This is a genomic window from Microbacterium testaceum StLB037 (assembly GCF_900104345.1).
Classification (GTDB): Bacteria; Actinomycetota; Actinomycetes; order Actinomycetales; family Microbacteriaceae; genus Microbacterium; species Microbacterium testaceum_A.
Genome location: NZ_FNJN01000004.1, coordinates 249,551 through 273,123, shown reverse-complemented (window position 1 = coordinate 273,123; position 23,573 = coordinate 249,551). Strand labels below are relative to the sequence as shown.

At 70.7% G+C, this 23,573-nt stretch carries 21 protein-coding genes; 2 read left to right on the top strand and 19 right to left on the bottom strand.

Annotated features, from left to right (window positions below; all coding sequences use genetic code 11):
- Positions 1–8: 8 nt before the first annotated feature.
- From BLS25_RS10430 to BLS25_RS10405, 6 genes are read right to left on the bottom strand one after another with little or no spacing between them, the layout of a single operon-like run.
- Entirely contained in the window at positions 9–857 is an 849-nt protein-coding gene (locus tag BLS25_RS10430; RefSeq protein WP_056230390.1) for a MurR/RpiR family transcriptional regulator, read from the bottom strand.
- Complete coding sequence (phnE, locus tag BLS25_RS10425) at positions 847–1,671, bottom strand: phosphonate ABC transporter, permease protein PhnE (RefSeq protein WP_074695537.1); 825 nt, start codon at positions 1,669–1,671, stop codon at positions 847–849. Before phnE (BLS25_RS10425) ends, BLS25_RS10430 begins: the two co-directional genes overlap by 11 nt.
- The gene (gene phnE / locus BLS25_RS10420) at positions 1,668–2,462 is read right to left on the bottom strand and encodes a phosphonate ABC transporter, permease protein PhnE (RefSeq protein ID WP_056230394.1); all 795 of its coding nucleotides are present in this window, start codon (positions 2,460–2,462) and stop codon (positions 1,668–1,670) included. Before phnE (BLS25_RS10420) ends, phnE (BLS25_RS10425) begins: the two co-directional genes overlap by 4 nt.
- Positions 2,459–3,277, bottom strand: a complete 819-nt coding sequence (gene phnC, locus BLS25_RS10415) for a phosphonate ABC transporter ATP-binding protein (protein WP_081349777.1) — start codon at positions 3,275–3,277, stop codon at positions 2,459–2,461. The genes phnE (BLS25_RS10420) and phnC overlap by 4 nt, the downstream gene beginning before the upstream one ends.
- On the bottom strand, positions 3,274–4,251 hold the full coding sequence (locus BLS25_RS10410) for a phosphate/phosphite/phosphonate ABC transporter substrate-binding protein (protein WP_074695535.1): 978 nt from the start codon (positions 4,249–4,251) through the stop codon (positions 3,274–3,276). Before BLS25_RS10410 ends, phnC begins: the two co-directional genes overlap by 4 nt.
- A 25-nt stretch (positions 4,252–4,276) precedes the next feature.
- On the bottom strand, positions 4,277–4,963 hold the full coding sequence (locus tag BLS25_RS10405) for an HAD family hydrolase (protein ID WP_074695533.1): 687 nt from the start codon (positions 4,961–4,963) through the stop codon (positions 4,277–4,279).
- A 125-nt stretch (positions 4,964–5,088) separates the two neighbouring features.
- Between BLS25_RS10405 and BLS25_RS10400 the strand changes: the two genes are divergently transcribed.
- Positions 5,089–5,712 carry an amino acid deaminase gene (locus BLS25_RS10400; protein WP_256335573.1) on the top strand — a complete coding sequence of 208 codons (624 nt, stop codon included), beginning with the start codon at positions 5,089–5,091 and terminating at the stop codon, positions 5,710–5,712.
- 36 nt (positions 5,713–5,748) lie between these two features.
- On the opposite strand, the gene BLS25_RS10395 is transcribed toward BLS25_RS10400, so the two are convergent.
- Genes BLS25_RS10395 through BLS25_RS10375 form a run of 5 tightly spaced genes read right to left on the bottom strand, consistent with a single transcriptional unit; the run spans position 5,749 to position 11,937 of the window.
- The gene (locus tag BLS25_RS10395; protein ID WP_074695529.1) at positions 5,749–6,876 is read right to left on the bottom strand and encodes a LacI family DNA-binding transcriptional regulator; all 1,128 of its coding nucleotides are present in this window, start codon (positions 6,874–6,876) and stop codon (positions 5,749–5,751) included.
- A gap of 10 nt (positions 6,877–6,886) precedes the next feature.
- Positions 6,887–8,764, bottom strand: a complete 1,878-nt coding sequence (locus tag BLS25_RS10390; RefSeq protein WP_074695527.1) for a glycoside hydrolase family 3 protein — start codon at positions 8,762–8,764, stop codon at positions 6,887–6,889.
- Positions 8,765–8,814: 50 nt separating this feature from the next.
- A complete protein-coding gene (locus tag BLS25_RS10385) occupies positions 8,815–9,711 on the bottom strand; it encodes a carbohydrate ABC transporter permease (protein ID WP_074695525.1) in 897 nt (298 codons plus the stop codon).
- Positions 9,712–9,722: 11 nt separating this feature from the next.
- Positions 9,723–10,670, bottom strand: a complete 948-nt coding sequence (locus BLS25_RS10380; RefSeq protein WP_074695523.1) for a carbohydrate ABC transporter permease — start codon at positions 10,668–10,670, stop codon at positions 9,723–9,725.
- A 4-nt stretch (positions 10,671–10,674) separates the two neighbouring features.
- Positions 10,675–11,937: an extracellular solute-binding protein gene (locus BLS25_RS10375; protein WP_074695521.1), complete on the bottom strand. Its 1,263-nt coding sequence runs from the start codon at positions 11,935–11,937 to the stop codon at positions 10,675–10,677.
- Positions 11,938–12,331: 394 nt separating this feature from the next.
- On the opposite strand from BLS25_RS10375, the gene BLS25_RS10370 reads away from it, so the two are divergent.
- Complete coding sequence (locus tag BLS25_RS10370) at positions 12,332–13,153, top strand: endonuclease domain-containing protein (RefSeq protein ID WP_074695807.1); 822 nt, start codon at positions 12,332–12,334, stop codon at positions 13,151–13,153.
- 173 nt (positions 13,154–13,326) lie between these two features.
- Here the strand turns inward: BLS25_RS10370 and BLS25_RS10365 are convergent, their stop codons facing one another.
- The 8 genes from BLS25_RS10365 to BLS25_RS10330 all read right to left on the bottom strand — a co-directional run bounded on the left by BLS25_RS10365 (position 13,327) and on the right by BLS25_RS10330 (position 23,461).
- Entirely contained in the window at positions 13,327–13,932 is a 606-nt protein-coding gene (locus BLS25_RS10365; RefSeq protein ID WP_074695519.1) for a TetR/AcrR family transcriptional regulator, read from the bottom strand.
- 75 nt (positions 13,933–14,007) lie between these two features.
- On the bottom strand, positions 14,008–15,624 hold the full coding sequence (locus tag BLS25_RS10360) for a glucoamylase family protein (RefSeq protein ID WP_074695517.1): 1,617 nt from the start codon (positions 15,622–15,624) through the stop codon (positions 14,008–14,010).
- A gap of 192 nt (positions 15,625–15,816) precedes the next feature.
- Positions 15,817–17,319 (bottom strand): PucR family transcriptional regulator, encoded by a 1,503-nt coding sequence (locus tag BLS25_RS10355; RefSeq protein WP_074695515.1) that lies wholly within the window; start codon positions 17,317–17,319, stop codon positions 15,817–15,819.
- Positions 17,316–18,323 carry an S-methyl thiohydantoin desulfurase domain-containing protein gene (locus tag BLS25_RS10350; protein ID WP_074695513.1) on the bottom strand — a complete coding sequence of 336 codons (1,008 nt, stop codon included), beginning with the start codon at positions 18,321–18,323 and terminating at the stop codon, positions 17,316–17,318. The genes BLS25_RS10355 and BLS25_RS10350 overlap by 4 nt, the downstream gene beginning before the upstream one ends.
- A gap of 2 nt (positions 18,324–18,325) precedes the next feature.
- Complete coding sequence (locus BLS25_RS10345) at positions 18,326–19,453, bottom strand: DUF917 domain-containing protein (protein ID WP_074695511.1); 1,128 nt, start codon at positions 19,451–19,453, stop codon at positions 18,326–18,328.
- Positions 19,450–20,538 carry a DUF917 domain-containing protein gene (locus BLS25_RS10340; protein WP_074695509.1) on the bottom strand — a complete coding sequence of 363 codons (1,089 nt, stop codon included), beginning with the start codon at positions 20,536–20,538 and terminating at the stop codon, positions 19,450–19,452. Before BLS25_RS10340 ends, BLS25_RS10345 begins: the two co-directional genes overlap by 4 nt.
- Positions 20,535–22,088: a hydantoinase/oxoprolinase N-terminal domain-containing protein gene (locus tag BLS25_RS10335; protein ID WP_074695507.1), complete on the bottom strand. Its 1,554-nt coding sequence runs from the start codon at positions 22,086–22,088 to the stop codon at positions 20,535–20,537. Before BLS25_RS10335 ends, BLS25_RS10340 begins: the two co-directional genes overlap by 4 nt.
- 32 nt (positions 22,089–22,120) lie before the next feature.
- Positions 22,121–23,461: a purine-cytosine permease family protein gene (locus BLS25_RS10330; RefSeq protein ID WP_074695505.1), complete on the bottom strand. Its 1,341-nt coding sequence runs from the start codon at positions 23,459–23,461 to the stop codon at positions 22,121–22,123.
- Between the last annotated feature and the right edge of the window lie 112 nt (positions 23,462–23,573).

The following is a 23,573-nucleotide window of genomic DNA, read 5'->3' as shown; positions in this document are numbered from 1 at the left end:
AGCGGGTGTCAGCCGGCGTCGCCGAGGTTGTCGGAGAGGATCTCGAGCACGCGCTCGCGGGCGAGGTCGGCATCGCCCGCGCGGGCGCGGGCCACGGCGTCGACGAACGCCTCCGCGAAGACCGCGTGCGCGATGCGCGAGGTGTGCTCCAGCTCGTCGCGGAACGTCCCGCCCGACGCGAGGACCAGCGACAGGTCGGCGCGCTCGGTGAGCGGCGAGGCGACGAACGAGGTCAGGGCGATCACTCGCGCCCCGGCCGCGCGTGCAGCGGTGGCCGCGCGCAGGCTCGCCTCGTTCGCCCCCGAACCGCTGACCACGACGCAGACGTCATCGGGCGAGAGGTGGCGCGCGGCGATCTGCTGGCCGATCGGATCGCCCAGGGTCTCGGCCGGGCGCCCCACCGCCGTCAGGCGCATCGCGAGATCCGTTGCGACCGGAGCCGACAACCCACTCGCCACCACCAGCAGGCGACGGGCCCCCACGACCGCGTCGACGGCGGCATCGACCCCGTCGGCGTCCAGCAGGCTGGTGGCCGCGCGAAGATCGTCGGCGATGCGGTCGATGGCGGAGCGGATGCCGCCGAGCACGCCGTCCTGGGCGACCGGGGGCACCACGCGGCGTCCGCGCTCCGCCGCGAGCGCCACCCGCAGCTGCGGGTACCCGCGGTAGCCGAAGGTCTGGCAGGCGCGCACGACGGAGGAGCGACCCACCCCCACGCGGTCGGCGATCTGCTGCGCGGTGAGCTCGATCACGGCATCCGGATCATCGACGATGAGGTCGGCGACCCGACGCTCGCTCGGCTGCAGCGAGTTGCGCACGGCGGCGATGCGGGCGGTCACGGGAATCTCAGCGGACACGCTGGCCCTCCATGATGCGGCGGCGGATGCGGCCCGAGACCGCGTCGATCGCGACGGTGACGACGACCACGACGATCAACAGCATGCCGACCGTCGACCACTCACGGTACTGGGTGTACGAGGTGAGCATGTCGCCGATCCCGCCGACGCCGATCAGGCCGAGCACGGCCGAGGCGCGCACGTTGATCTCGAAGCGGTACAGCCAGAACGACAGGAACGTCGGCGAGGCCTGGGGCCACACTCCCCAGCGCAGCACCTGGGCGGTCGAGCCGCCCGCCGCCCGCGCGGCCTCGATGGGGCCGGGGGCGACGTTCTCGACCGCCTCGTAGCCCCACTTGCCGAGGGTGCCGATCCCCCCGATCGCGAGAGCGAGCGCCCCGGTCAGCGGGGTCAGACCGGTGACCGAGAGGATGATGATCGCGAAGACCAGCTCGGGCACGGCCCGCACCAGCGAGAAGACGAAGCGCAGGACGACGCGCACGGGCGCCGGGCCGAAGCCGCGCGCGGCGACGAGCGAGAGCGGGGTCGCGATCAGGATGCCGAGCACGGTGCCGATCCACGCCATCTCGACGCTGCGCCAGGTCTGCCAGAGCGCCTCGGGCAGCTTCTCCCACGCGGGCGAGAGGAACATCAGGCCGAGGTAACGCACGATCTCGGCGGGGAGCTCCCCGAGCCGCGACCAGGTGATGTCGGCCGACCAGAAGGCGGCGATGACGACGACCGTGACGACGACCCACGACAGGGTGCGCAGGGGCTTCCGACGGCGCGGCGGCAGCGCGAGGCTCACGGGCCGCGAGGGGGCGAGGGTGGTCATACGAGCCTCCGGCGGATCGCGTCGCTGACGGTGTCGAGCACGACGACGATCACGAGGATCTCGACGATGACGAGCGACAGCTGGTCGTAGCGGTAGAAGGTGCGCACGGCATCGATCAGCAGCCCGATGCCGCCGGCCCCCACGAGGCCGAGCACGGTCGAGGCGCGGACGTTGAGCTCGAAGACGTAGAGCGTCTGCGAGACGAACGCGGGCCAGGTGTCGGGCAGAGCGATCGCGCGGTTGATCTGCGTCTGGGTCGCCCCGGCGGCACGACCGGCCTCGAGGGGGCCGGCGTCGGTGGCGTCGATCGACTCCGACACGAGCTTGACGATGATGCCGACGTTGAACAGCACGAGCGCCAGGATGCCCGGGAGGGCGCCCACCCCGACCATCGCGACGAGGACCGCCGCGTAGACGAGCTCGGGCACGGCGCGGATCACGTTCAGGATGCCGCGCACCAGCGCCCGCGTCGGAGTGAACGGGTTCGTCGGCCGGGCCGCCCAGAAGCTCACCGGCAGAGAGATCGCCGCCCCGACCGCGGTGCCGATGACCGCCATTTGCAGCGTCTCGAGGATCGGACCGACCGTGCGCGGGAAGAACGACCAGTCCGGGGTGAGCAGTTCGCCCACCCGCAGCGCACCCTGCTGCCAGTTGCGCGCGATCGCACCGACGTCGAGGCCCACCCCGACCACCGGCAGGCACATGAACACGGTCACCGCGACGACGACGCCCGCGGCGGTCCACGGCATCCATCGCCCCTTCGGACGAGGCGGAACGGTGAGCACGGTCATCGCTCGAGCCTGTCGGCCGCGGTCACCGAGCGTCCGTAGATCTGCGCGAAATCGGCATCGGTGGCGGATGCCGCGGGGCCGTCGTAGACGACCTCTCCGGCGCGCATGCCGATCATGCGCGTGCCGTACTCGCGGGCGAGATCCAGCAGGTGCAGGTTGACCAGCACGGTGATGCCGAGGTCGACGTTGATGCGGCGCAGGTCGTCCATCACCCCGCGGGCGGTCGGCGGGTCGAGGCTCGCGACCGGCTCGTCGGCGAGGACGATACGCGGTTGCTGAGTGAGCGCGCGGGCGATCGCGACGCGCTGCTGCTGGCCTCCCGAGAGCGCCGATGCGCGGTCCCAGACCTTCGGCAGCAGCCCGACCCGGTCGAGAGCCTCGAAGGCGAGCCGGCGATCCGCGTCACGGTACGCACCGAACAGCGTGCGCCAGAGCGGGGTGTGCGCGAGGCGACCGACCAGCACGTTGTTGAGCACTGTGGTGCGGCCGGCGAGGTTGAAGCTCTGGAACACCATGCCGATGTGGCCGCGGAGTTCGCGCAGGCGACGCCCCGAGGCGTTGTCGACGCGTCGGCCGCCGACCTCGACGACACCGGAGGTCGCGGGCACCAGGCCGTTGATGGTGCGGATGAGGGTCGACTTGCCCGAGCCCGACAGTCCCACCACGGCGACGAGCTCGCCGGGCGCGATGTCGAGGGTGACGTTCTTCAGTCCCACCGTGCCGTTGGGGTAGCGCACCGAGACCCCGGCGAGACGGATGCCCCAGGGCGCCGAGGCGAGAGCCTCGACGCCCGGGGTGAGCGATCCGGTCGTCACTGGAGTCCGAGCTGCTGGGCGGCGCGCGCGACGACGTCGAGCGACGACGGGTCGGCCGGGGCGAGCTTGGTGATCGAGTAGACGGCCTTCAGGGCGGCGGAGCCCTCGTCGGTCGCGGAGTAGTCGGCGAGCGCCGTCGAGATCTTCTTCTGCAGCTCGGGCGACAGATCCTTCGAGACGGCCACACCGTCGTTGGGGATCTCGTTGGTCAGGCCGAACACGACGACCTTCTGGCCCACGTCGGGCTTGTCCTTCTTCACGAGCGTGCGGGCGTCCCAGAAGCTGAAGCCGACCTCGGCGTCGCCGTTGTAGACCGCCAGGACGGACGCGTCGTTGGCCGTGACCGGTACCTTCTGGAAGCCGCTGTCGATGTCGACGCCGGCCTCCTTCAGCGCGAGCATCGGGTAGATGTACCCCGCGGGCGAGCCGGGTCCGAGCACGGCGACCTTGGCACCGGCGATCTTGGTGATGCTGTCGAGACCCGCGGGGCCCTGCAGCGCGTCGGCGCCGTTGCAGAACGACATGCCGTCGCGCTCGACGACGGGGGTGCCGCAGTACTTGTCGGGGTCGTTCGTCATGAACTGGCCCGGGTAGGTGATGTTGCCGTTGCGCTCGGTCTGCAGCAGGACCGAGGCGCCGTAGCGGTCGTTCGCCTGCCACAGCTGCAGCGAAGGCAGGAAGCCGATCTGCGCCTGGCCCGCGCCCATCGCCTCGACGGCGGCCTGGTAGTCCTTCGACACGACGCCCGTGACCGGGATGCCGAGCTTCTCGGTGAGCATGTCGGTGAGGGGCTTCGCGGTGTCGACGAGGTTGGCCTGGTCCTGCGAAGGAACCAGCGCGAGCACGAGGGAGCTCGGGTCGGCGGCGGGGGCGGCCGAGTCGGCGCCGGCGGCACCGGAGCAGCCGGCCAGGGCGATCGAGGCGAGAGCGGCGGTGGCGAAGGCCGCGACGAGACGGGAGCGACGAGTGTTCATGATTCCTCTGCGGTTCGGGTGGGATTCAGGCGTGGGACGGGAGGTGTGCGGCGGGGGGAGCGTCGACGTGGGCGGCGTCGACCCACGCGGCGAGCGCGGGCAGCAGCTCGTCGAGGGTGTCGGCACGGAAGGTGGGGGTGGCGGCGGCATCGACGTAGCCGCCGACGAGCGCCGTGTCGAGACCACGGGCGTGGGCGGGGGCGAGGTCGTTGCGCCAGACATCGCCGACCGTGAGCACCGGCACGCCCTCGCCGAGGCTGTCGAGCAGGGCGTCGAGTCCGGCGGGCTTGGCGGCGTCGGTGATCACGCGGTCGAACAGGCCGGCCAGTCCGATTCCGGACAGGGCGGCGTCGAGACGGGTGGCGGGAGCGTTCGTGACGAGGAGTCGCTCGGCATCCACCTGCGCCAGGAACTCCGCCAGCCCCGCCGCGGTCGACACCGGCGCGTCTGCGCTACCGAGCTGCGTGCGGCTGAGGGTGTACGCCGCGGCCAGGGCGTCGTCGTCGACCCCGGCGTCGAGGGCGAGGCGGCGAACGGCGTCGTACCCGTCGATGACGTCGGCGGTCGGCGCGGCGAGGTGGGCCGAGACGGCAGAGACGAAGGCGTCGGCGGATGCCGTGTGGGCGGCGACCGCGCGGGCGTAGGCCAGCAGTGGGCCGTCGCCGACGGCGACGGTACCGTCGAAGTCGAAGATGAGGACGGGGCGGGGCACGGGGGAACTCCTGTCGTGGACGTTGCGTCCATGGTGCACGCCAAATGTGGACGGGATGTCCACGTCGTGTAAACGCTGGATGAACGGCGGCTGTGCGCCCCCGGAGCCCGCTTAGCGTGGGAACCGTGACCTCCACCGCCGCCCTCGACGTCGCCGCCGTCCTCGCGGCCGAGCACCCCTCGGCGGCGATCGCCTCACTCCCCTGGCTCGCGGCGTCGCTCGCCGACGACGCCGCCGCCGGCCGATTCGCCGCGTGGGGCCGCTCGACGATCGTCGACGAGAACGTCGGAGCGGCGGTGCTCCCCCGGGCACTGTTCGACGAGCTGCACGCGCGGGCCGGGCTCGAGGCCGCCTGGCCGGTGGGCAACGCCGGCCTGCTGCACGTCTACGGCTACCTGCTGTCGACCACACCGACCCCGTACGGTCTCAAGCGCGAGCGGTGGCTCACCGACGACCTCGCCCTCGCCTGCGGTCTCTCCCGCGGGGCGTTCTCGCCCTGGGCCGGGCCGGACACCCTGCTCTCTCGGGTCACCGCGGCCGCGGAATTCCTCCTCTCCCGCCCCGACGCGATCGACGAGGTCGTCGAGGGCCGCTCGACCCGCATCGCCCTCGGCGACGCGCTCCCCGACGGCACCACCGCTCTCGCCTACGCGGTCGACGGGCTCATCGTCACGACGTTCCCGGTGGCCGATGCGGCCGTCCTGCGGTCAGGACTCGGGGCGCCGCGGCTGCGGTGGAACGCGGCCTGACCCCTGCCGTGCGGGGCCGGGTGTCCGAGAGACCGGTCAGCAGCCGCAGCTCGCCCGCACGAGCACGCGGGGCTCGAACACCACGTCGAAGGCCCCGCCCGCCGGCGGCGAACCGGCGGAGCCCGCCAGGATGCGCGCGGCGGCGCGACCCATCGCCTCCATCGGCTGGCGGACGGTCGTCAGCGCAGGCGTGGTCAGGCGGGAGCCCAGCGTGCCGTCGAAGCCGGTGACGATCACGTCGTGCGGCACACGCACCCCCTCGGCGGCGAGCACGTCGAGCAGGGTGAAGGCGTTCTGGTCGGTCGCACAGACGAACGCCTGCGGCATCCGGCCCTCCGCCAAGAGCGCCCGCACTTGCGGGACGAGCTCATCCTCGCCGCGCACGGTGGCATCGACGGAATCGGGGCGGGGACGGATGCCGCGGGCCTCCAGCTCCGCGCTCATCGCGTCGCGTCGCTCGACGGCGTCCTCCGCCTCGAGGCGCCCCACGAAGGCCAGGTCCGTCGCCGCGTGCTCCTCGACCAGGTGAGCGACGAGCGAACGCATGCCGAGGGAGTTGTCGACGCGCACCCGGTGGTGACGGTCGTCGGCCGGGGCGGCACTGAAGAGCACGATCGGGATGCTCGGCGTGTGCCGCGCGAGAGTCGGCGCGGTTTGCGGCGAGGGGAAGATCGCCAACCCGTCGACGCGGCCGACGGTGTCGGCCACCGAGACATCGGCATCCGATCCGCTGCTGAGCATCACCGGTCGGCCGAGAGCCCAGCACTCCAGCTCGAAACCGCGCTGCACCTCGTCGACGTAGAGCGGGAACGCCCGCGGGTCCGACAACACGTCGTCGTCGGTCTGGTCCCAGGGGATCACTCCCCCGGTGTCGAGCGCCGGCGACTGCATGCCGCTCAGTGGCTGCGCGAGCGGGTCCGCGCGCTCGAGAAGGAGGTCGAAGGCGTGCAGGCCGAGGATGCCGGTGCGCCCGCGCGCGAGACCGCGCGCGGCACCGCTGGGTGCGTATCCCAATCGCCGCGCCGCGTCGAGCACGCGCTGGCGCGTGGCCTCGCTGAGCTTGTCGGGGCGCCGGAACGCGAACGACACCGACGCGATCGAGACGTTCGCCTCTTGAGCGACGTCGTACACCGTCGGCCGCCGCGTCGCCTGCTCCTCCGCCATCGGATCGGCCCTAGCCCCTCTGCGACACCGTCGCCATCGCGCCCGCCAGGTCGAGCCCGTGGTGAACGGGGAAGACGGGATCGCCGGTGTCCGACGGTACATCCTCGCGGGAGGAACGCACGGCATCCATCGACCGGGGGATCTCGATCGGCAGGCGACCGCGGGGAGCCACACGACCGGTGAGCGCGTCGAGCACAGCCGTCGACGAGCTGCCGTAATCGGCGACGATGGCCGCGGCATGACCCACGAACGGTGTGAGGATCGCGGGCCGGTCGAGGTTGACGACGATCACCAGGGGGCAGGACGCCGCGATCTGGTTCAGGCGGTACACCAGTCCGGGCGCGAACTCGAGAGAGCCCTGGTGAAACCACGCCTCGAGGAAGAGGTCGTCGCGCGGGTCGAACGGGGCGCCGATGCGCACCAGGGCGAGATCGGCCTCAGCGGGGTCGGTGACCGTGCGACCCAGTTCGGTGACCTCGTCGGGGCGGAAGCCCTCCACGTACACGGTGCCCACGGGCTCGAGCGGAAGGACGGGGCGGCCGTCACGCTCCTCGTTCACGAGCACGGTCAGCGACCGGGCCTGCGCCCGCTCACCGAGGGCTCGGAACTCGGCGTTTCCGACGATGCGTTCGGCCTCGTCGACGTCGACGTACGGGTCGTCGAACAGCCCGAGCTGGAACTTCACCCGCAGCAGGCGCCGCACCGACTCGTCGATGCGCTCCTCGCTCACTCGGCCTGAGCGCACGAGATCGAGCAGCATATCGACGCATTCCTCTCCGCCGAACTGGTCGCTCCCGGCATCGAGGATCTTCTCCATGCGCTCGATCGCGGTCAGGTGCTCGACACCCCACGCGCGGGCGGGCAACACCTGATCGCCCACGTGGTTGTCGTTGACGAGCTCCCAGTCGGTGACCACGACGCCGTCATAGCCGAGCTTCTCGCGCAGCAGGCCCGTGACGATCTGACGGTTGTAGCCGAAGCCGACCTCTTCGATCCGCTCGCCGTCGACGTCGAGTCCGACCGGCATGCCGTAGTACGGCATCATCGCGGCGGTCCCCCGGCGGATGGCCTCGCGGAACGGTTCGAGGTGGTAGTCGAACATCCCGCCCGGGTACACCTGCTCGCGGCCGTACGGGAAGTGCGCATCCTCACCACCGAGCTGCGGACCGCCGCCCGGGAAGTGCTTCGTCGTGCAGGCGACACTGTCGCGCCCGAGCTCGTCCCCCTGGAAGCCCTGCAGGTACGCCGCGGTGAAGGCCGTGACCCGCTCGGCATCCTGCCCCAGGGTCTGAGCCTGACGACCCCATCGCGGCTCTGTGGCGAGATCGATCTGCGGATGCAGCGCGGCGCGGATGCCCACGGCGACGTACTCCCGGCGCGCGACCTCGGCGAACTCGCGCACGGTGTCGACGTCGTCGAGAGCAGCGAGCCCCAGCCCCTCGGGCCACTGCGAGAAGGGACCGGCCGAGAAGGCCACGCCCGTGTTCTCGACGAAAGCGTGTCGCGGGTCGGTACTGATGGTGACCGGGATGCCGTGGGGCGTCGTCTCGGCGAGCGCCTGGAGGTTGTTGTTCCAGATCGCCGCCTGTCGGGCGGTGCGGATCGCGTGCACGTTGAAGTGGTTCATCATCTTGTGCACGACCACCGTGGTCGTCGGGGACTTCGAGATCTTGCCGGGCGTCTCAAGCACTTCGCCGTCGTCGCCGACCTCGATGACGGTCTGGAACATCAGCCCCGCCTTCTCCTCGAGGCTGAGGCGACCGAGCAGGTCGTCGACGCGTTCCTCGACGCCGAGCCGCGGATTCTCGTAGGGGTCCATCACGCCGTTGTGGTTGAGGTCGCGGAAACGCGTTCCGTCGGGCGCGGTGAGGAAACGGGGGGAGGTCATGGGGTCCTTTCGAGGGCTCGGGTCTCACGGGAGGGGCGCGCGGCCCCGGATCACTTGAGACCGGTCGAGGCGATGCCCTGGATGAAGTAGCGCTGCAGGAAGACGAACAGCAGGATGATCGGCGCGATGACCAGCACCGACCCCGCCAGCAGCAGGCCGTAATCGGTGGCGTTCTGACCCGTCGAGTACAGCGACAGCGCGACAGGGAGGGTGTACTTCGCCTCGGTCTGGGCCGCCACCAGCGGCCAGAGGAAGTTGTTCCACGAGGCGAGGAAGGTCAGGATCCCGAGGGTGGCCAGCGGCGGCCCGCACAGGGGCATGACGATACGGGCGAAGATCCGCAGCTCGCCCGCGCCGTCGATGCGCGCGGCCTCGAGCAAGGGATCCGGGATGCCGAGCATGAACTGCCGCATGAGGAAGACGCCCAGCGGGGTGGTGACGAAGGGCAGGATCAGCGCCGCGTAGCTGTCGACGAGGCCGAGAGACGACACCATCACGAACAAGGGCACGAAGGTGACGACGCCCGGGACCATCAGGGTCACCATGACCACGAGGAACAACGCCTTCTTGCCCGGGAAGTCCATCTTCGCCAGTGCGTAGCCGACCATCGAGCAGAACACGAGGTTGCCGGCCACGGTGACCAGCGCCACGAGGACGCTGTTGCCGAAGAACTGCCCGAAGTTCAGCTGCCCGAACCAGGTCGCGAAGTTGTCCCAGGTGAACTGCTCGGGCCACCACGTCGGCGGTCGCTGCAGGATCTCGCGCTGCGTCTTGACCGAACCCAGCAGCATCCACGCGAAGGGCAGGATCCAGACGAGCAGGCCGACGAGCAGCACCGTGTAGGTGAGCGCGCGCCCGGGGGTGACGCGCCTCTCAGCGCGGCGGCGCCTCGGCGGCTCGGGTGCTTCGACGACGGCGGCCGGAGCCGCGGGAGACGTGAGTGTCATGGCATCCTCCCTCAATCCTTGGCGCGCAGAACGCGGAACTGCACCAGGCTGAGCAGGGCGATCGCGAGGAACAGCAGGTAGCTCGCGGCCGAGGCCGTGCCGTACTGTCCGAAACCGAACTGCTTGAACGTGTAATAGGCCACCGAGAGGGTGGAATTGAGCGGGCCGCCCTGCGTCATCACGAAGGCCTCCTCGAAGAACTGCAGGAACCCGACCGAGATGAGCACCGCCCCCAGGAGCAGGGTCGGGCGCAGCAGCGGAAGCGTCACCGAGGTCAGACGCCGCCACGACGAGGCGCCGTCCATGAGGGCGGCCTCCTTGACGTCGGTGGGGATGGCCTGGAGCCCCGCGAGGAAGATCACCATGAGCGTGCCCACATTGCGCCAGACCGCCATCGCGATGAGCGAGGGAAGGGCGGTGCGTGTGTCGTTGAGCCAGTCGGGGCCCTGGATGCCGATGATCGCGAGCGCGGAGTTGAGCAGCCCCTCGGGCTGCAGGATGTAGCGCCAGACCACGGCCACGGCCACGATGCTCGTCACGACCGGCGCGTAGAAGCCGACGCGGAGCACCGAGACGAAGCGACCCGTGCTCGCATTCAATGCGAGGGCGAGAGCGAGCGCGACCGCCATGGTCACCGGGATGCCGACGAGGACGAACGTCGCGGTCACCCCCAGCGACGTGAGGAAGACGGGGTCCGAGAGGACGCCCGCGTACTGCTCGAGTCCCACGAAGTTCACCGCGAACGGAGAGCGGATGTCGCGCGCCGTGAAGTCGGTGAACGACATGGCGAACGAGCCCACGATCGGCACGACCATGAACACCGCGAAGACCGCGACGAACGGCAGGGCGAAGCCCCACGCGACCCATCCCTGGCGCCGGCGGCGGCTCGACGCCCCACCGGCGCGGGCGCGACCGGGAGCCGGGGCCCGCCCGGTCGCACCCACGACTGCCTGCGTCATGATCTCAGCCCAGGCCCAGCTGATCGGCGGTCGCCTGAAGCTCCTTGAGGCCGTCGGCCGGCGTCTGCTGGCCGAGACGGATCTTCTCGAGCATGGCGTCGCCGGCGGCGGCGACCTGGACCCAGGTGGTCACGGCCGGGACCGACTTGGCGGTCTCGAGCTGCGTCCCGAAGGCGGCGAGCGTCGCGGACGAGGCGAGGGCATCGGCCTTCCACGCGTCCTGGACGGCGGGGAGGTCGCCGGTCGCGTCGTACCAGGCGGCCTGCGTCTCGGGCTCGGTCAACCACTGGACGAGCTTCCACGCGCTGGCGGCGTTGTCGGAGTTGTCGAACACGGCGAGGTTGGCCCCGCCGCTGAACGAAGTCGACGACTCCTCCTTCGGCAGGACGGCGGTGGAGAACTTGTCGCTGAACCCCGCCCCGCCGAGCTCTTCGAGCTGGCCGATGAGGAAGGGTCCGTCGATGAGCATCGGCGTCTTGCCCGAGACGAAGTCCGCCTCCTGCGCCCCCGCCGAGCGGTCGGCGGCCGGGTTGGCGATGCCGTCGGTGTAGAAGCTCTGGTAGTAGTCGAGGGCCTCGGCGGTCTCGGGGGTGTCGAGGGTCCACTTCGCGCCGTCTTCGAGCTCGGCGCCGTTCGACCACGGCATCCAGAGGTTGCCCTGGAAGGAGTCGTTCCCCGCGGGGAAGCGGATGCCGTAGTCGGCACCTCCCTTCGACTGCATGTCGGCGGCCATCTTCTTCAGGTCGTCCCAGGTGGCAGGGGGCGTGGTCCAGCCGGCCTGGGCGGCGATGTCGGTGCGGTAGTAGAGCACGCGCGTGTCGACGTACCAGGGAACACCGGTCGCGCGATCGTCGATCATCGTCGAGTCGATCGCCCCGGGGAAGATGCCGTCGGTCGACAGGTCGGTGGGTACCGTCTGCAGGGCGTCGCCGAAGTCGGCCATCCAGGTCGATCCGACCATCGCGAGGTCGGGGGTGTTTCCGCCGGCGATGGCGGTCTGGAACTTGCTGTAGGCGGCGTCCCAGGGCACGGGGGTGACCTCGACGGTCACGCCCGGGTTGGCGTCTTCGAACTGCTTCACGAACGCGGGGAGCGCCTCGCCCTCGGCGCCCATCGCCCACATCGTGAGCGTGCCCTGGGCCTTGGCGTCGCCGATCGTCGAGGCTTCGGCGGCGCCGGAACCGGTGTCGGAGGTGCGCCCGCAACCGGTGAGGACGATCGCGGCGGCGGCCACCACGGCCACGGCGCTCCATCGGGACTTCTTCATCGTGTTCCTCCTCGAACCAGGCATCCGCCGTCGGATGCTCGTGTGAACGTCTGCGCATTAGTTTAAGCGCATAACCTCGCTGTCGCAAGCGCGAGGTTCACGCGCCGCACCGACCCGCCGCCCCGCGGAGTCGACGCCCGTCCCGTGCTGCGAGGAGCCGCCGTCCTGCGGAGTCGACCCGTGTCTTTTCCTGGATCCCGGGGGAAGGTCCGGTGATCCACCCCAGAACTCCGCAGGACGGAGAACGGTCCGCCCGGGCCCGCTCCGCGAACGTCGCACGACGGCGACCTGCGGGTGGAGGCGCCCTTCCTCCCCAGACCACCGGATGCCGCCGGCATCCACTCATCCGACCGTTCGCGGCGAAGCGCCGGTCGAGGACGACGACCATGGGGGCGTGTGCACGCCGGCCGACCGAATCCATCGACGTCTCGACCTCCTCGATGCCGGGCTCAGCCGCCACGACATCGACCGCGCGATCGGCCTCGGATCCCTCGTCCGCCTCCGGCGAGGGGTGTACGCGGATGCCGGGACCTGCGAGCCGCGGCGACGCGCGGCGCAGCACGGTGGAACCCTCGCGTGCGTGAGCGCGGCGACACACCTCGGGCTGTGGGTTCTGTCACCGGATGATCCGTTGCACGTCGCCCTTCGACCGCACGGCCATGGACACCCGCACGACGACTGCACCTGTATCGAGCACGGGGATCACGACGAGAACGACAGGTTCCGTCCCCCTCCCCTCCACGGCATCCTGAGGCAGATCTTCCTCTGCCGCGGCGCGGAGGAGTTCTTCGTCGCGCTCGAGTCAGCCCTCCACGCGCGCAAGATCGGTCGAGCGGGTCTGGACTGGCTCACGAAGAACACGTCGGCGGTGGCGCGCGAGGCGATCGCGCTCGCCGGGCGCGACGCCGAGAGCGGACTGGAGTCGCTCGTGCGCTGGCGGTTGCGGCATCTGGGTCTGACCGTGCGCACCCAGGTGCGGATCGACACCGTCGGTCGCGTCGACCTCGTCATAGGCGACCGCCTGATCGTCGAGGTCGACGGGGTCGAGAACCACGGCAGCGCGGAGCACCGGCACCGCGATCTGCTTCGTGACGCACGTGCGGCTGCCCGGGGCTGCATCACCCTCCGGTTCGACGACGCGCTGGTCGCTCACGACTGGGAGACGGTCGAGCGGGCGATCCATGCCCACGTCCAGCGCCAGCTCCACCTCCGCTGACCGCTCCGTGGACGGACACCCGCGCCAGAGGACCCGGCCGGCTCCCGTCCTGCGGAGTTGACCTGCACGCGACCCTCCCGCCGACCCCCGACACCGGTGCCACGACGCTCGACTCCGCAGGACGGCGCCACTGCGGACACCCGCCGGCGCGGATCGACACCGGATGCCGGCCCTCAGTCGAGCGGTCGGAGATACCCGCGCACGAACTCGGCGAACAAAGCCGACATGTCGACGGAGTCGTCGAGGAGCCACTGCTGCTGCAACCCGTCCATCACGGCGCTCAGCAGCCGCGCCGCGCACGCGGGGTCGATGTCGGACCGCACCTCGCCGACGGCCTGACCCGCACGCAACAGGTCGGCCGCGGTCTCGGCGCTGCGGCGATACCGCTCGGCGAACGCCTGATGAGAGGGATGCGCGGGGTCGCCCGCCTCGGCGACGACCAGCGTGTACAGCGACGTGAGCCCGCGGGTCGTGGCGTTGTGCGCCACCACCTTCTGCATCTGTTCGACGAGGGTGTGCTCACGCGGATCGCCGGCGGCGGCGCGAACGCGCTCGTCGCGCTGGCGCAGCACCTCGGCGAACAGTTCCTCCTTCGACGCGAAGTGGTGCATGAGCCCCGCGGGTGTCACGCCCACGCGCGTCGCGACCTCGCGCAACGATCCCGCGGTGACGCCGGAACGCCCGAATACGACGACGGCCTCGTCGACGATGCGCTGGCGGGTCTGCTGGCCTTTCGGATAGCTGCCGCGACGCGCGCGCGCCCCTGTTGCGTCGGTCATCGGCATCCCTCCCCTGTCCGGACGCACCGCTGCCCGGCACCTCCGTGAGGCACCGGGTAGCGGTCGCGCTCGTCGTCAGGGACGTCGATCGCCCCACGAGGAGCCGAAGACCTGCTGTTCGATGGCGGGCCGGAGGTTCTGCTCCATCCTGTCATCGACCATGTAGTCCTTGAGGCTGTCGCCGGTCAGAGCGTTGCCGACGGCCGCCATGATCATCGACTGGTCGAGCGACAGGTATCGCTCGGCGACCGTTCCGCTCCCCACCGCCACCGCGTCGTAGAAGCCGCCGGGACCGTAGGCGCCCATCTTCTCGAGGCCGCGCAGGTTCTTCAGCACGCCCGGGCGGTCATAGGGCAGCGCCAAGAACGATGCGTGCGGGGTGACGACGCCGTCGCCGAAGGTCGGGTCGGGGTTCGTGCCCTCGCTGCAACCGGGCCGGTCGACGTCGACGTCGGTCTTCTCGGCATCGGAGGTGTATCCGTCGGAGCGCATGCCGGCGATGTCGACGCCGTACTCCGCGTATCCGCCGAACGGGTTGCTCGCGGGCGAGAAGCCCCACGAGCCGTAGCCCGCCTCGTCGAGACCGTGACGCTTCTGGATCTCGACCGTGATCGGGTGGTTCACGGCCCACGACGTCGGGCCCCACTCGGTCTCGGGGATGAGCAGGTCGGGCATGAGGGCTTCGAACATGCTGCCGCCCCAGCTCGGCACGAACGACATTCCGTCGTACGAGTAGACGCCCTCGTAGACGTCGACGCCGTCGTAGGTGCGCGTCTCGCCGGTGGGCAGTTGCTCCTGCCACGCCCAGTCGCAGCCCGCGGGCATGGTGCGATGGGTGCCGTAGAGACCGGATGCCGGGATCGAGCCCTCGGAGATGCCGAGGTAGGTCGCGATGCGGCTCTCGCTGACGGTCGTGTCGTAGTGGTGGCAGGTGTAGAACGCCTGCTCGCCGCTGCCGTTGTACATCGGGACCTCGACGGCGCAGCCGTCTCCGGGAGGGGCCTCCCAGAAGCCGCCGCGGTTGGTGCCCGCGGGGAGGTTCGCGGCTCCGGCGGAGTCGAAGAACGCCGAGAAGTCCATCGAGCGATACAGCGCGTCGGCGCGGTCGGCGAGCGCCGGCTCGGCCTCGCGGACGATCCGCAGACCCGCGGCGAGCCACCCGTTGTCCACCGTGCTGAGGAAGGGGTGGATGACCTCGCCCGAGGTGGGGAAGATCTCGAGCTTCGCCCCCGTGTCCGGCGCGTACCAGTTGTAGTACATGCCACTGCCGTCGTTTCGCTCCATGGTCTCGAGCGTCGACACGGTCGCGGTCAGGCGTTCGCGCGCTTCGTCGGCGCTGATGATCCCGAGGTCCCGGGCGGTCACCGTCGACCAGAGGTAGCCGCCGATGTTCGTCGGCGAGGTGTATCCGGATGCCGTGTCCGGATCGAGCGCGCCGCCGATGTTGTCGTCGGGAAGACCGGTGTTCTCGTGGGCCATCGCGGCCATCGACTTCCAGGTGTCCGTGGCGTAGCGCTGGAGGTCACGTGCCCCGGGACCCGCGTGCGCGGGGGGACCCGCGTGCGGCGGGGGCCCGGCGTGCGGCGGCGGGCCGGGCTGTCCCGGTGGCGCGGCGAAGGCGGGGGATGCCGCGGCGAGGCCGCCCAGGACGAGTCCGACGATCGCGGTGGATGCCGCGAGGGTGTGCTTCATGGCTGCTCTCCTCATCGAAAGCGCTCCGGGGGGATGGAGCTCGTGAGCTAAAACCATACACGTGTCAGGTTTTATCGCAACCCCTTCGCGCCCTCACGACCACGACGGGAACGCGGGCGCGACCCCGCTTCACGGCATCCCGGACAAGAGCATCGGAGGCGATCACGCGCCAGGGAGATGCCGACCCCGACGTCAGCGCAAAGCGCGGCAGGCCAGATGCAGCGCCAACCGGGCGTCGGTGTCCGCCAGGTCGACTCCCAGCAGCTCCTGTGCCCGCGCGATGCGCATCGCGACCGTGTTGCGGTGCACCCCCAGCGCGATCGCGGTGGCCGAGACGCCGGATTCGTGGTCGAGGTACACGGTGAGGGTCTCGAGCAGCTCGGGCCCCTGAGACGCGAGTGGCGCGAGCAGCGACTCGGCGGCGGGCACGAAGGTGTCCGATCCCGCCCACGAGAGCAGCACCTGCTCGATCCCCAGCGCATCCACCCGCACGAACCACCCCATCGCGGCGCGACCCGCGGCGATGCGGGCCCCGTCGACGGCACCGTCGATGCTCGAGAGCAGTCCGCCTGCACCGCTGTCGAGCGATCCGACCCCCGTCGCGACGTCGAATGAGCGGCGCGCTCCGTCGTGCAACGCCCGCACCGACGCGACGTGCCGGTCGAGGAGCGCGGCCGACGGCGGCTCGGCGAAGCTCAGCCACCCCGTCACTCCGCGGCCGCTCGTCACGGCCTGCGAGTCGAGCGGCAGGGTCGCCAACCCGCGACGGACGAACCGCAGCAGTTCCAGGGTGTCCAGGCGACGGCGGCCCGCGATGCGGAACGCGAGATGGTATCCACCCGTGCGCCATCCGCGCTCGCTCATGCGCTGCTCGACATCGGGGTCGCGCGCCTCACGGGCTTCGAGGAACTCTCGGAGCAGACCGGATGCCACGGCGGCGTCGCTCACGTCGGCGACCTCGTCGATGAGGATCCGTGCGGCGACCGCCGGCATCGCGACCTCCGCCGCGACGGCGAGGGCGGACAACTGCGCCGCACTCAGCCCGACGCCGAACATGGCCAGGCGGAGCCCCGCGCGGCTCGGACTGTCCACGCGGACGGAAGCGGCGGCGCCCTCGTCGACGGACACCGCGTCCTGCCACAGGCCGAAGTCGATGGCGGAGCGCACCGACGCGGGAAGCTCACCGCCGGCCTGGAGCAGCACCCCCTCGGCATCGATGAGCGCGACGCCGTGCCCCACACTGGACGAGAGGTGGCGGAGCAGGTCGGCGAGGTGCGCGGCGGAGTACTCGATCGACTGCGCCACGCGACGCACGTAGCCGAGCGTCAGCGCGTCGCGCCCCTGGACGAGCTCCCAGCCGGCGCGGGCGAGTGCGAGGGGGTCGTCGACCGTCAGGACGGTCACGCCCAGGCGCGCAGCGAGACCTCGGGTGCCGGCTCCGAGCTCCTCCGCACCCGACAGGGCCAGTCCGCGAAACCCGCGGTCGCGGACACGGCGCACCAGCGCATCCTGCTGCCACACGGCCGTCGGCAGCGGCTCGGTGAGCGCGGCGAGCTCCCCCGTCCCCTGGTCGGGCAGCGTCGCCTCGCGCGCCGCGATCACGACGCCGCTGAACGCCCCGACGGCTTCGACCACGACGCGCAGGCCGCCATTGGCCGGGTGCGCGAGCAGTGCGCCGAGTTCGAGTGGAGTCACCGACCGACCTCCAGATCGCGCAGACCGTAGGTCGCGGGCACGACCCGGGAGAGCCGCCGCTCGGAGGCGAGCCACCACGACGGGGCGTCGAGCGCGACCACGCGGACGTGTCGGGCGAGGGTGAGGGCGTCGACCTGCAGCACGTCTCCCGACACGGAGTCGATGGCGACGAGGATCTCCGGGGACGCGGCGACCGTGCGGCCGTCGCGGGTGACGGCGAGGAACTCCGAACGCGCCACGAGCCGAAGGAGAGCGCCGTCGTCGCCGGCGATCTCGACCGATCGGGCGAAGGCATCGTCGGGCACGGCATGGACGGCGTTCACCCTCCCGCTCCCGAGCAGGCGCGCCTCGTCCGAATCGTCGAAGGACATGTCGGCGTCGCCGAGCGCCAGGGCACGGGCGGAGGTTCCCGGGACGCCGCGGACGGCGAGGTCCCCGACGGTGAAACCCGCGACCAGGACCGCGCCCGCCCCGCCCGCGCGGATCACGCTCGCCCGCACGAGACTCTCGGCGTCTGCGGCGCGGGACGAGTCCACGAGCATGACGCCACCGCCCGTGTCCGCTACGACGATCACGCCCGGGACGGCGTCGACGAGCAACGAGAGTTGATCGATCCCCGGCAGGGCGCGGCCCATGAGGTCGGCGTCGACGAGCATCCGGTCACGGGCGAGGAGGAAGGGGGTCAGGCCGTTCAGTCCCGCGCCCTCCATCGCGCACACCGCAGCCGCTACGACACCGGTCCAGCGCTCCGCGGCCTCGAGCAGCGGCCCGAACGCGTCGTCCGCGGGCACGCGTTCGCCGAGCAGATACGTGGAGCCCGCGAACCCCACCGCGACACACTGCGTTCGGGGATCGATCTCGTGGACGTCGTGGAGGTCGACGGATTCTTCGAGCACCCGCGACGCCATCAGTTCGAGCAGGGTGGTGGTCCCGCCGCCGCCCGAGCCGAGCAGGGCGAACCCCCGGGCGAGCGCGGGAAGGCGATCGGGCCCGAGGGTTCTCATGCTCACAGGGTAATGAGCGCCCGAGCCTCGGCGATCTGCAACTGCTCGACCGGCGTGAACGCGTCGGTGAGTCCGAAGGCCGAGGGACCGAACGCGGCGAGCGCGCCCGGGGTGCGCATGAGCTCGGGCGTCGAGATACCGAGAACTCGGACGCGCTGGCCGTACCGGAGCCCTTCCGTCGTGACCGGTTCGGCTGATTCGATGTCGGTGATGCAGATCAGATCGGGGACGATCGCCGCGAGGACCCCGTCGCGGCGTGCGACGAGGTTCTCGTTCTGGAAGGCCACCTCGAGGGTCGAGTCGTCGTCGGGGCCGAGCGCCGTGATGGTCGCCCGTCCCTTCGCGAATCCGTCGGTGGTGCGTCGCTCGACGTCGGTGACCTTCCCCACGAACAGTTCGCGCACGTGTGGATACAGCGTCGTCGACAGGGTCTCGGCGATGGCCTCGAACGGGGAACGGTGCTGTTCGCGAGCCTCACGGATGCCACGTCCCAGGGCCAGCGCCATCGACAGCGTCCGCGGGATCGCGGTGCGACGGACGTCCGCTCCCGTCATCGCGTACTCGGCGATGTGGGCGACCCCGCCGAGACGGATCGTGACCCCGCGGGCCAGCCACTCCATCTGGCGGTCGTCGTCGCCGGTGTCGATGACGGCGGTCTCACCGCGCTCCCCCGCGAGGGCGAGAGGCGAACCGTGCACGCCGTAGACGGCGAAGGTCTCCATGGACAGTTCCGGGAACGCACGGCCCATGCCGTCGGCATCCACCACCGGAAGGCCGGTTTCGGCGGCGACGATGAGGGGGATCATCGAATTGATACCCCCGCACTCGATCGGCATGGTGGCGTCGGCGGTGCGGCCGAGGTGCTTCTCGAGAGTGCGAAGGGCAAGCGTGGGCTCGGTGCCGGCGGGGATCTTCTCGACCATGACGGTCGGCGCCCCCATCTGCGCGGTCGGGATGACGAACATGTCGTCATCGATCTCATCGGGGTCGAGCACCGTGATGCTCCCTTCCCCCAGGACGCGCTCGACGAGCTTCTGCCCGATGTAGGGATCGCCTCCCCCGCCCGTGCCGAGCAGGGTCGCGCCGCGCGCGAGGTCGGGCAGGTCCGCGGCGGTCAGGGTCCAGCTCATGCGGCGGCCTCCCGGGTCTCGATGGTTCCGTCGAAGCGGTGCGCGGGCATCTCGTAGCCGAAGTACCCCGGGCCGACCATCGCGAGCGCCTCGGGGGCGTGCCAGCGTTCGTCGCTCGGAGCGGCGATGACACGGACGCGCTGGCCGTAGCGGAGCCCCTCGGTGGTGATGGGTTCGGCGGATTCGGCGTCCAGGACGATGATGAGGTCGGGCGTGGTCACGAGCACGCCGGCACCGGTACGGGCGATGAGGTGCTCGTTCTGGAACGACAGGGTGAGCGTGTCGTCGGTACCGTCGACGCGGGCGTTGCCGCGAGCGAAGCCCGCCGTCGTTCCGCGCTCGACGTCGACGACCTTGCCGGCGAAGACCTCGCGTCCACGCAGCGCGGCGACGACCGCCGCGACGGGGTCGGTCTTGGCCTCGCGTGCCTCGACGATGCCGCGACCGATCGACACGCACGCCGAGAGCGACGCCGGTACGAGCGCCTCGCGGGCCGTGGTCCCCGACATCGCGAATCCGGCGATCATGACGGAGCAGCCCATCTCGACGCACGCGACGCGGGCGATGCGTTCCGTCCAGGTGTTGTCGACGGTCGAGAGGACCGCCGTGTTGCCCTTCTCGTCGGCGAAAGCCAGCGGTGAGGCGGTGACCCCGTACAGGGTCGGCAGCACCATCTGCAGTTCGGGGAACGCACGACCCATTCCATCCGCGTCCAGGAGCGGCAGCCCCAGGGCCGCGGCGGCGGCGACGGGGATGGTGGAGTTCACTCCCCCGGCTTCGGCGCAGGCGATGTGCGTGACGGGACGCCCGAGCGATGCGGCGAGCGCGTGCACGGGGGCGACCACCTCGTCGAGGCTCGGGAGCTTCTCGACCATGACGGTGGGGGCGCCCATCATCGCGACCGTCAGCACGAGAGCGTCGTCGGGCAGCTCGTCGAGGCTCACGACCGTCACCGGACCGTGCTCGGCGAGTGCCCGGCGAGCGAGGAGGGCTCCGATGTACGGGTCTCCGCCTCCGCCGGTGCCGAGCACCGCCGCGCCACGGGCGAGGTCGGTCACCTGCGAAGCGGACAGCTCCCAGCTCACGCGCGCACGCCCATGTCGAGGTCGCCGACCGCTTTCACCCGGACGCGCGTGGCGTTGCCGGGGAGGTAGGGAATCGGCACCTCGTCGAAGTCGACGATCGACACCGACGACGGGCGCGCGCCGGCGGCGATCGCCTTGTCGACGGCTTCGGCGCGGATCGCGGCGATACCCTCGTCGCGGCGGCCCGCCTCGATCGCGTAGACCTTGTCGATCTCGCCGCCCACCTGGGCGATCGAGGCGCCGATGGCGTTGGCGACGGCATAGTTGCGGGGCCGGTGGACGGCGCCGAACAGCGGGAGGTCGTCGGGGAGGAGGATGCTGCCACCCCCGACCGCGACGACGGGGATCGGCTCCGGCGACGTGCGCATGCGGTCGACGGCCTCGGCCACACGCTCGGCGATGCGGGCGAGCACCCGGTCCACGAACGCCGGGTCGAGGTGCGCGACACGGGAGGGGTCCCCCACCTGTGCGCGGCCCGCCGCCACGGCGATGTCGGTCGCCGTCAGGGTGGAGCCGCCGAACACGAGGGCCTCCTCGGTCAACCGGTACCCGACGGACGCGGGGCCGACCTCGGCCGTCTCCTCGTCGACGATCGAGCCACCGCCGATGCCGATCGACAGCACGTCCGGCATCCGGAAGTTCGTCCGGATGCCGGCGACCTTCACTTCGTTCGCCGTCTCCCGGGGGAACCCGGCGTTGAGCAGGCCGATGTCGGCGGTCGTCCCACCGATGTCGACGACCGCGCACGTCTGCAGTCCGCTGGTGAGCGCGGCGCCGCGCATGGAGTTGGTCGGTCCTGAGGCGAAGGTCGCGACCGGGTATAGGCGCACGTAGTCCTCGTCCATGAGCGTGCCGTCGTTCTGGCTCAGGAAGATGGGCGCCTCGATCCCCTGCGCGCGCACCGCGGAGGTGAGTCCGTCGACGATCTCGGAGGCGAGTTCGCGCAGAGCCGCGTTGATGATCGTGGCGTTCTCGCGCTCGAGCAGGCCGATCCGGCCGATCTCGTGAGAGAGCGAGATCGCGACGTCCGGTCCGAGCACCTCGGCGAGGATCTCGGCCGCGCGCACCTCGAGGTCGTGGTTGACCGGCGAGAAGACCGATGAGATCGCCACCGATCGCACCCCGTGCTCCGCCATGTCGGCGGCGATGCCGCGCAGCTCGTCCTCGTCGAGCGGTGAGATGGGACGCCCGTCGAACTCGTACCCGCCGTGGGCGAGATAGCTGCGCGCCTGGATCGCCTCGGTCAGCACGTCGGGCCAGTCCACGAGCGGCGGCAGAGCCTTCGTCGCGGGAAGGCCCAGGCGCAGCGCGGCCGTGGGGGCCAGGCGCTGGGCTTGGACGAGCGCGTTGATGAAGTGGGTCGTCCCGATCATGACGGCGTCGACGTCGGAGCCGGAGAAGTCGTGCTCGGCGCGCAGCGCCGCGATGGCGTCGACGATGCCGGAGGTGACGTCGGGGCTGGTGGACTTCTTCACGCCGGCGAGGGTGTCCTTGCCGTCCATGAGCACTGCGTCGGTGTTGGTGCCGCCGACGTCGATGCCGATGTGCATGGGTGGAGCTTCTTTCGTTCGAGGAGAGCGGATCAGGATGCCACGGGCGCGGCGCTCGCTGCCGGGGACTGCGCGGTCGTGGCCTGACCGATGCCGCGCACCCAGCCGAGCTTGCCGGCGACGGTGTAGAGGACGATCGACAGCACGAGCGAGGAGATCGCCGGGATGCCCCAGGTGAAGAAGTACCCGACGAGGGCCGAGATCACCCAGATCACGAGGGTGACCGGCACGATGCGCGGGGAGGTCTGCGGGAGCCGTCCCTCGGCACGTGAGGCGTCGAGCTCTCCGCGCCACCGGCGAACGAGGAAGTATTCGGCGACCATGATGCCGGCGATGGGCGGGAAGGCGACGCCGAGGATGATGAGGAACTCGGTGAACTGCGACAGGATGCCCGCGGCCGCCAGGACCGAACCGACGACACCGAGCACGATGGTCGTGGTGACTCGATGGAGGTTCTTGCCGAAGGCCGTGGAGATGAAGTTCACCAGACCGAGGGTCGAGGAGTACAGGTTCCAGTCGTTGATCTTGAGCGTGCCGGTGATCACGATGATCAGACCGACGAGGCCCACCGATGAGGTCACGATCGCGACGATGTTGCCCGACTGGGCGGCGTGGGCGAGCAGTACGCCCGAGAGACCGATGACGAACTCTCCGAGGGTGACGCCGAGGACCGTCTGCTTGACGACGTCGGCCTTCGACCGGTTGAAGCGCGTCATGTCGGCGGTGATGATGGCGCCGACGATGAGGCCACCGGCGACGATCGCCGTTCCCTGCCAAACCGACATCGTCGGGCCGGGGGCGGGCGAGGTGAGCAGATCCCCGAACGAGTGGTTGCTGAGCTCGGAGATGATCGACCACCCCACGAGCACGAGGAACAGGGGCACCGTGATGTTGGCGAGCCACTGCATGCCGACGAAACCGACCGCGACGATCGCGGTCACGGCCAGACCGAACAGCAGACTCCACGCCCACGTCGGCATAAGCCCGGGGAGCAGGGAGTCGAGCGACTCGGCCGAGATGGCGGATTGGATGCCGAACCAGCCGATGAGGCTGATGCCGATCGCGAGGCCGACCAGCGATGCCCCGATGTCTCCGAAGCCGGTCCAGCGGGCGAGGAGCGCGGTGTTGAGACCCTCCTTCTGCCCGATGATCCCCACGATGCACATGATGACTTCGAGGATGATCGAGCCGAGCAGGAGCGCGAGGAAGGCGTCGCTGAAGGTCATCGCGTAACCGAGGGTGGCGCCGAGCAGGAACTGCGACAGGGCCGACACCTGGCCGAAGCGCTGCACGGCGATGCCGAACCAGTGCTTCTGGGCGTCGGGTGTCACGCGGCTGAGGGCGAAATCGTCGGCGTGTGCCATACGTGCCATGGGGTGTCCTTTGCGGGGAGGGACGGTGCGGGTGCTGCACACGCTATTGCCGTCCCCGCGGGCGAGACATGGGCATGTCGCCTCACATTGCATCCGAGCTGTGCAGCTTGCA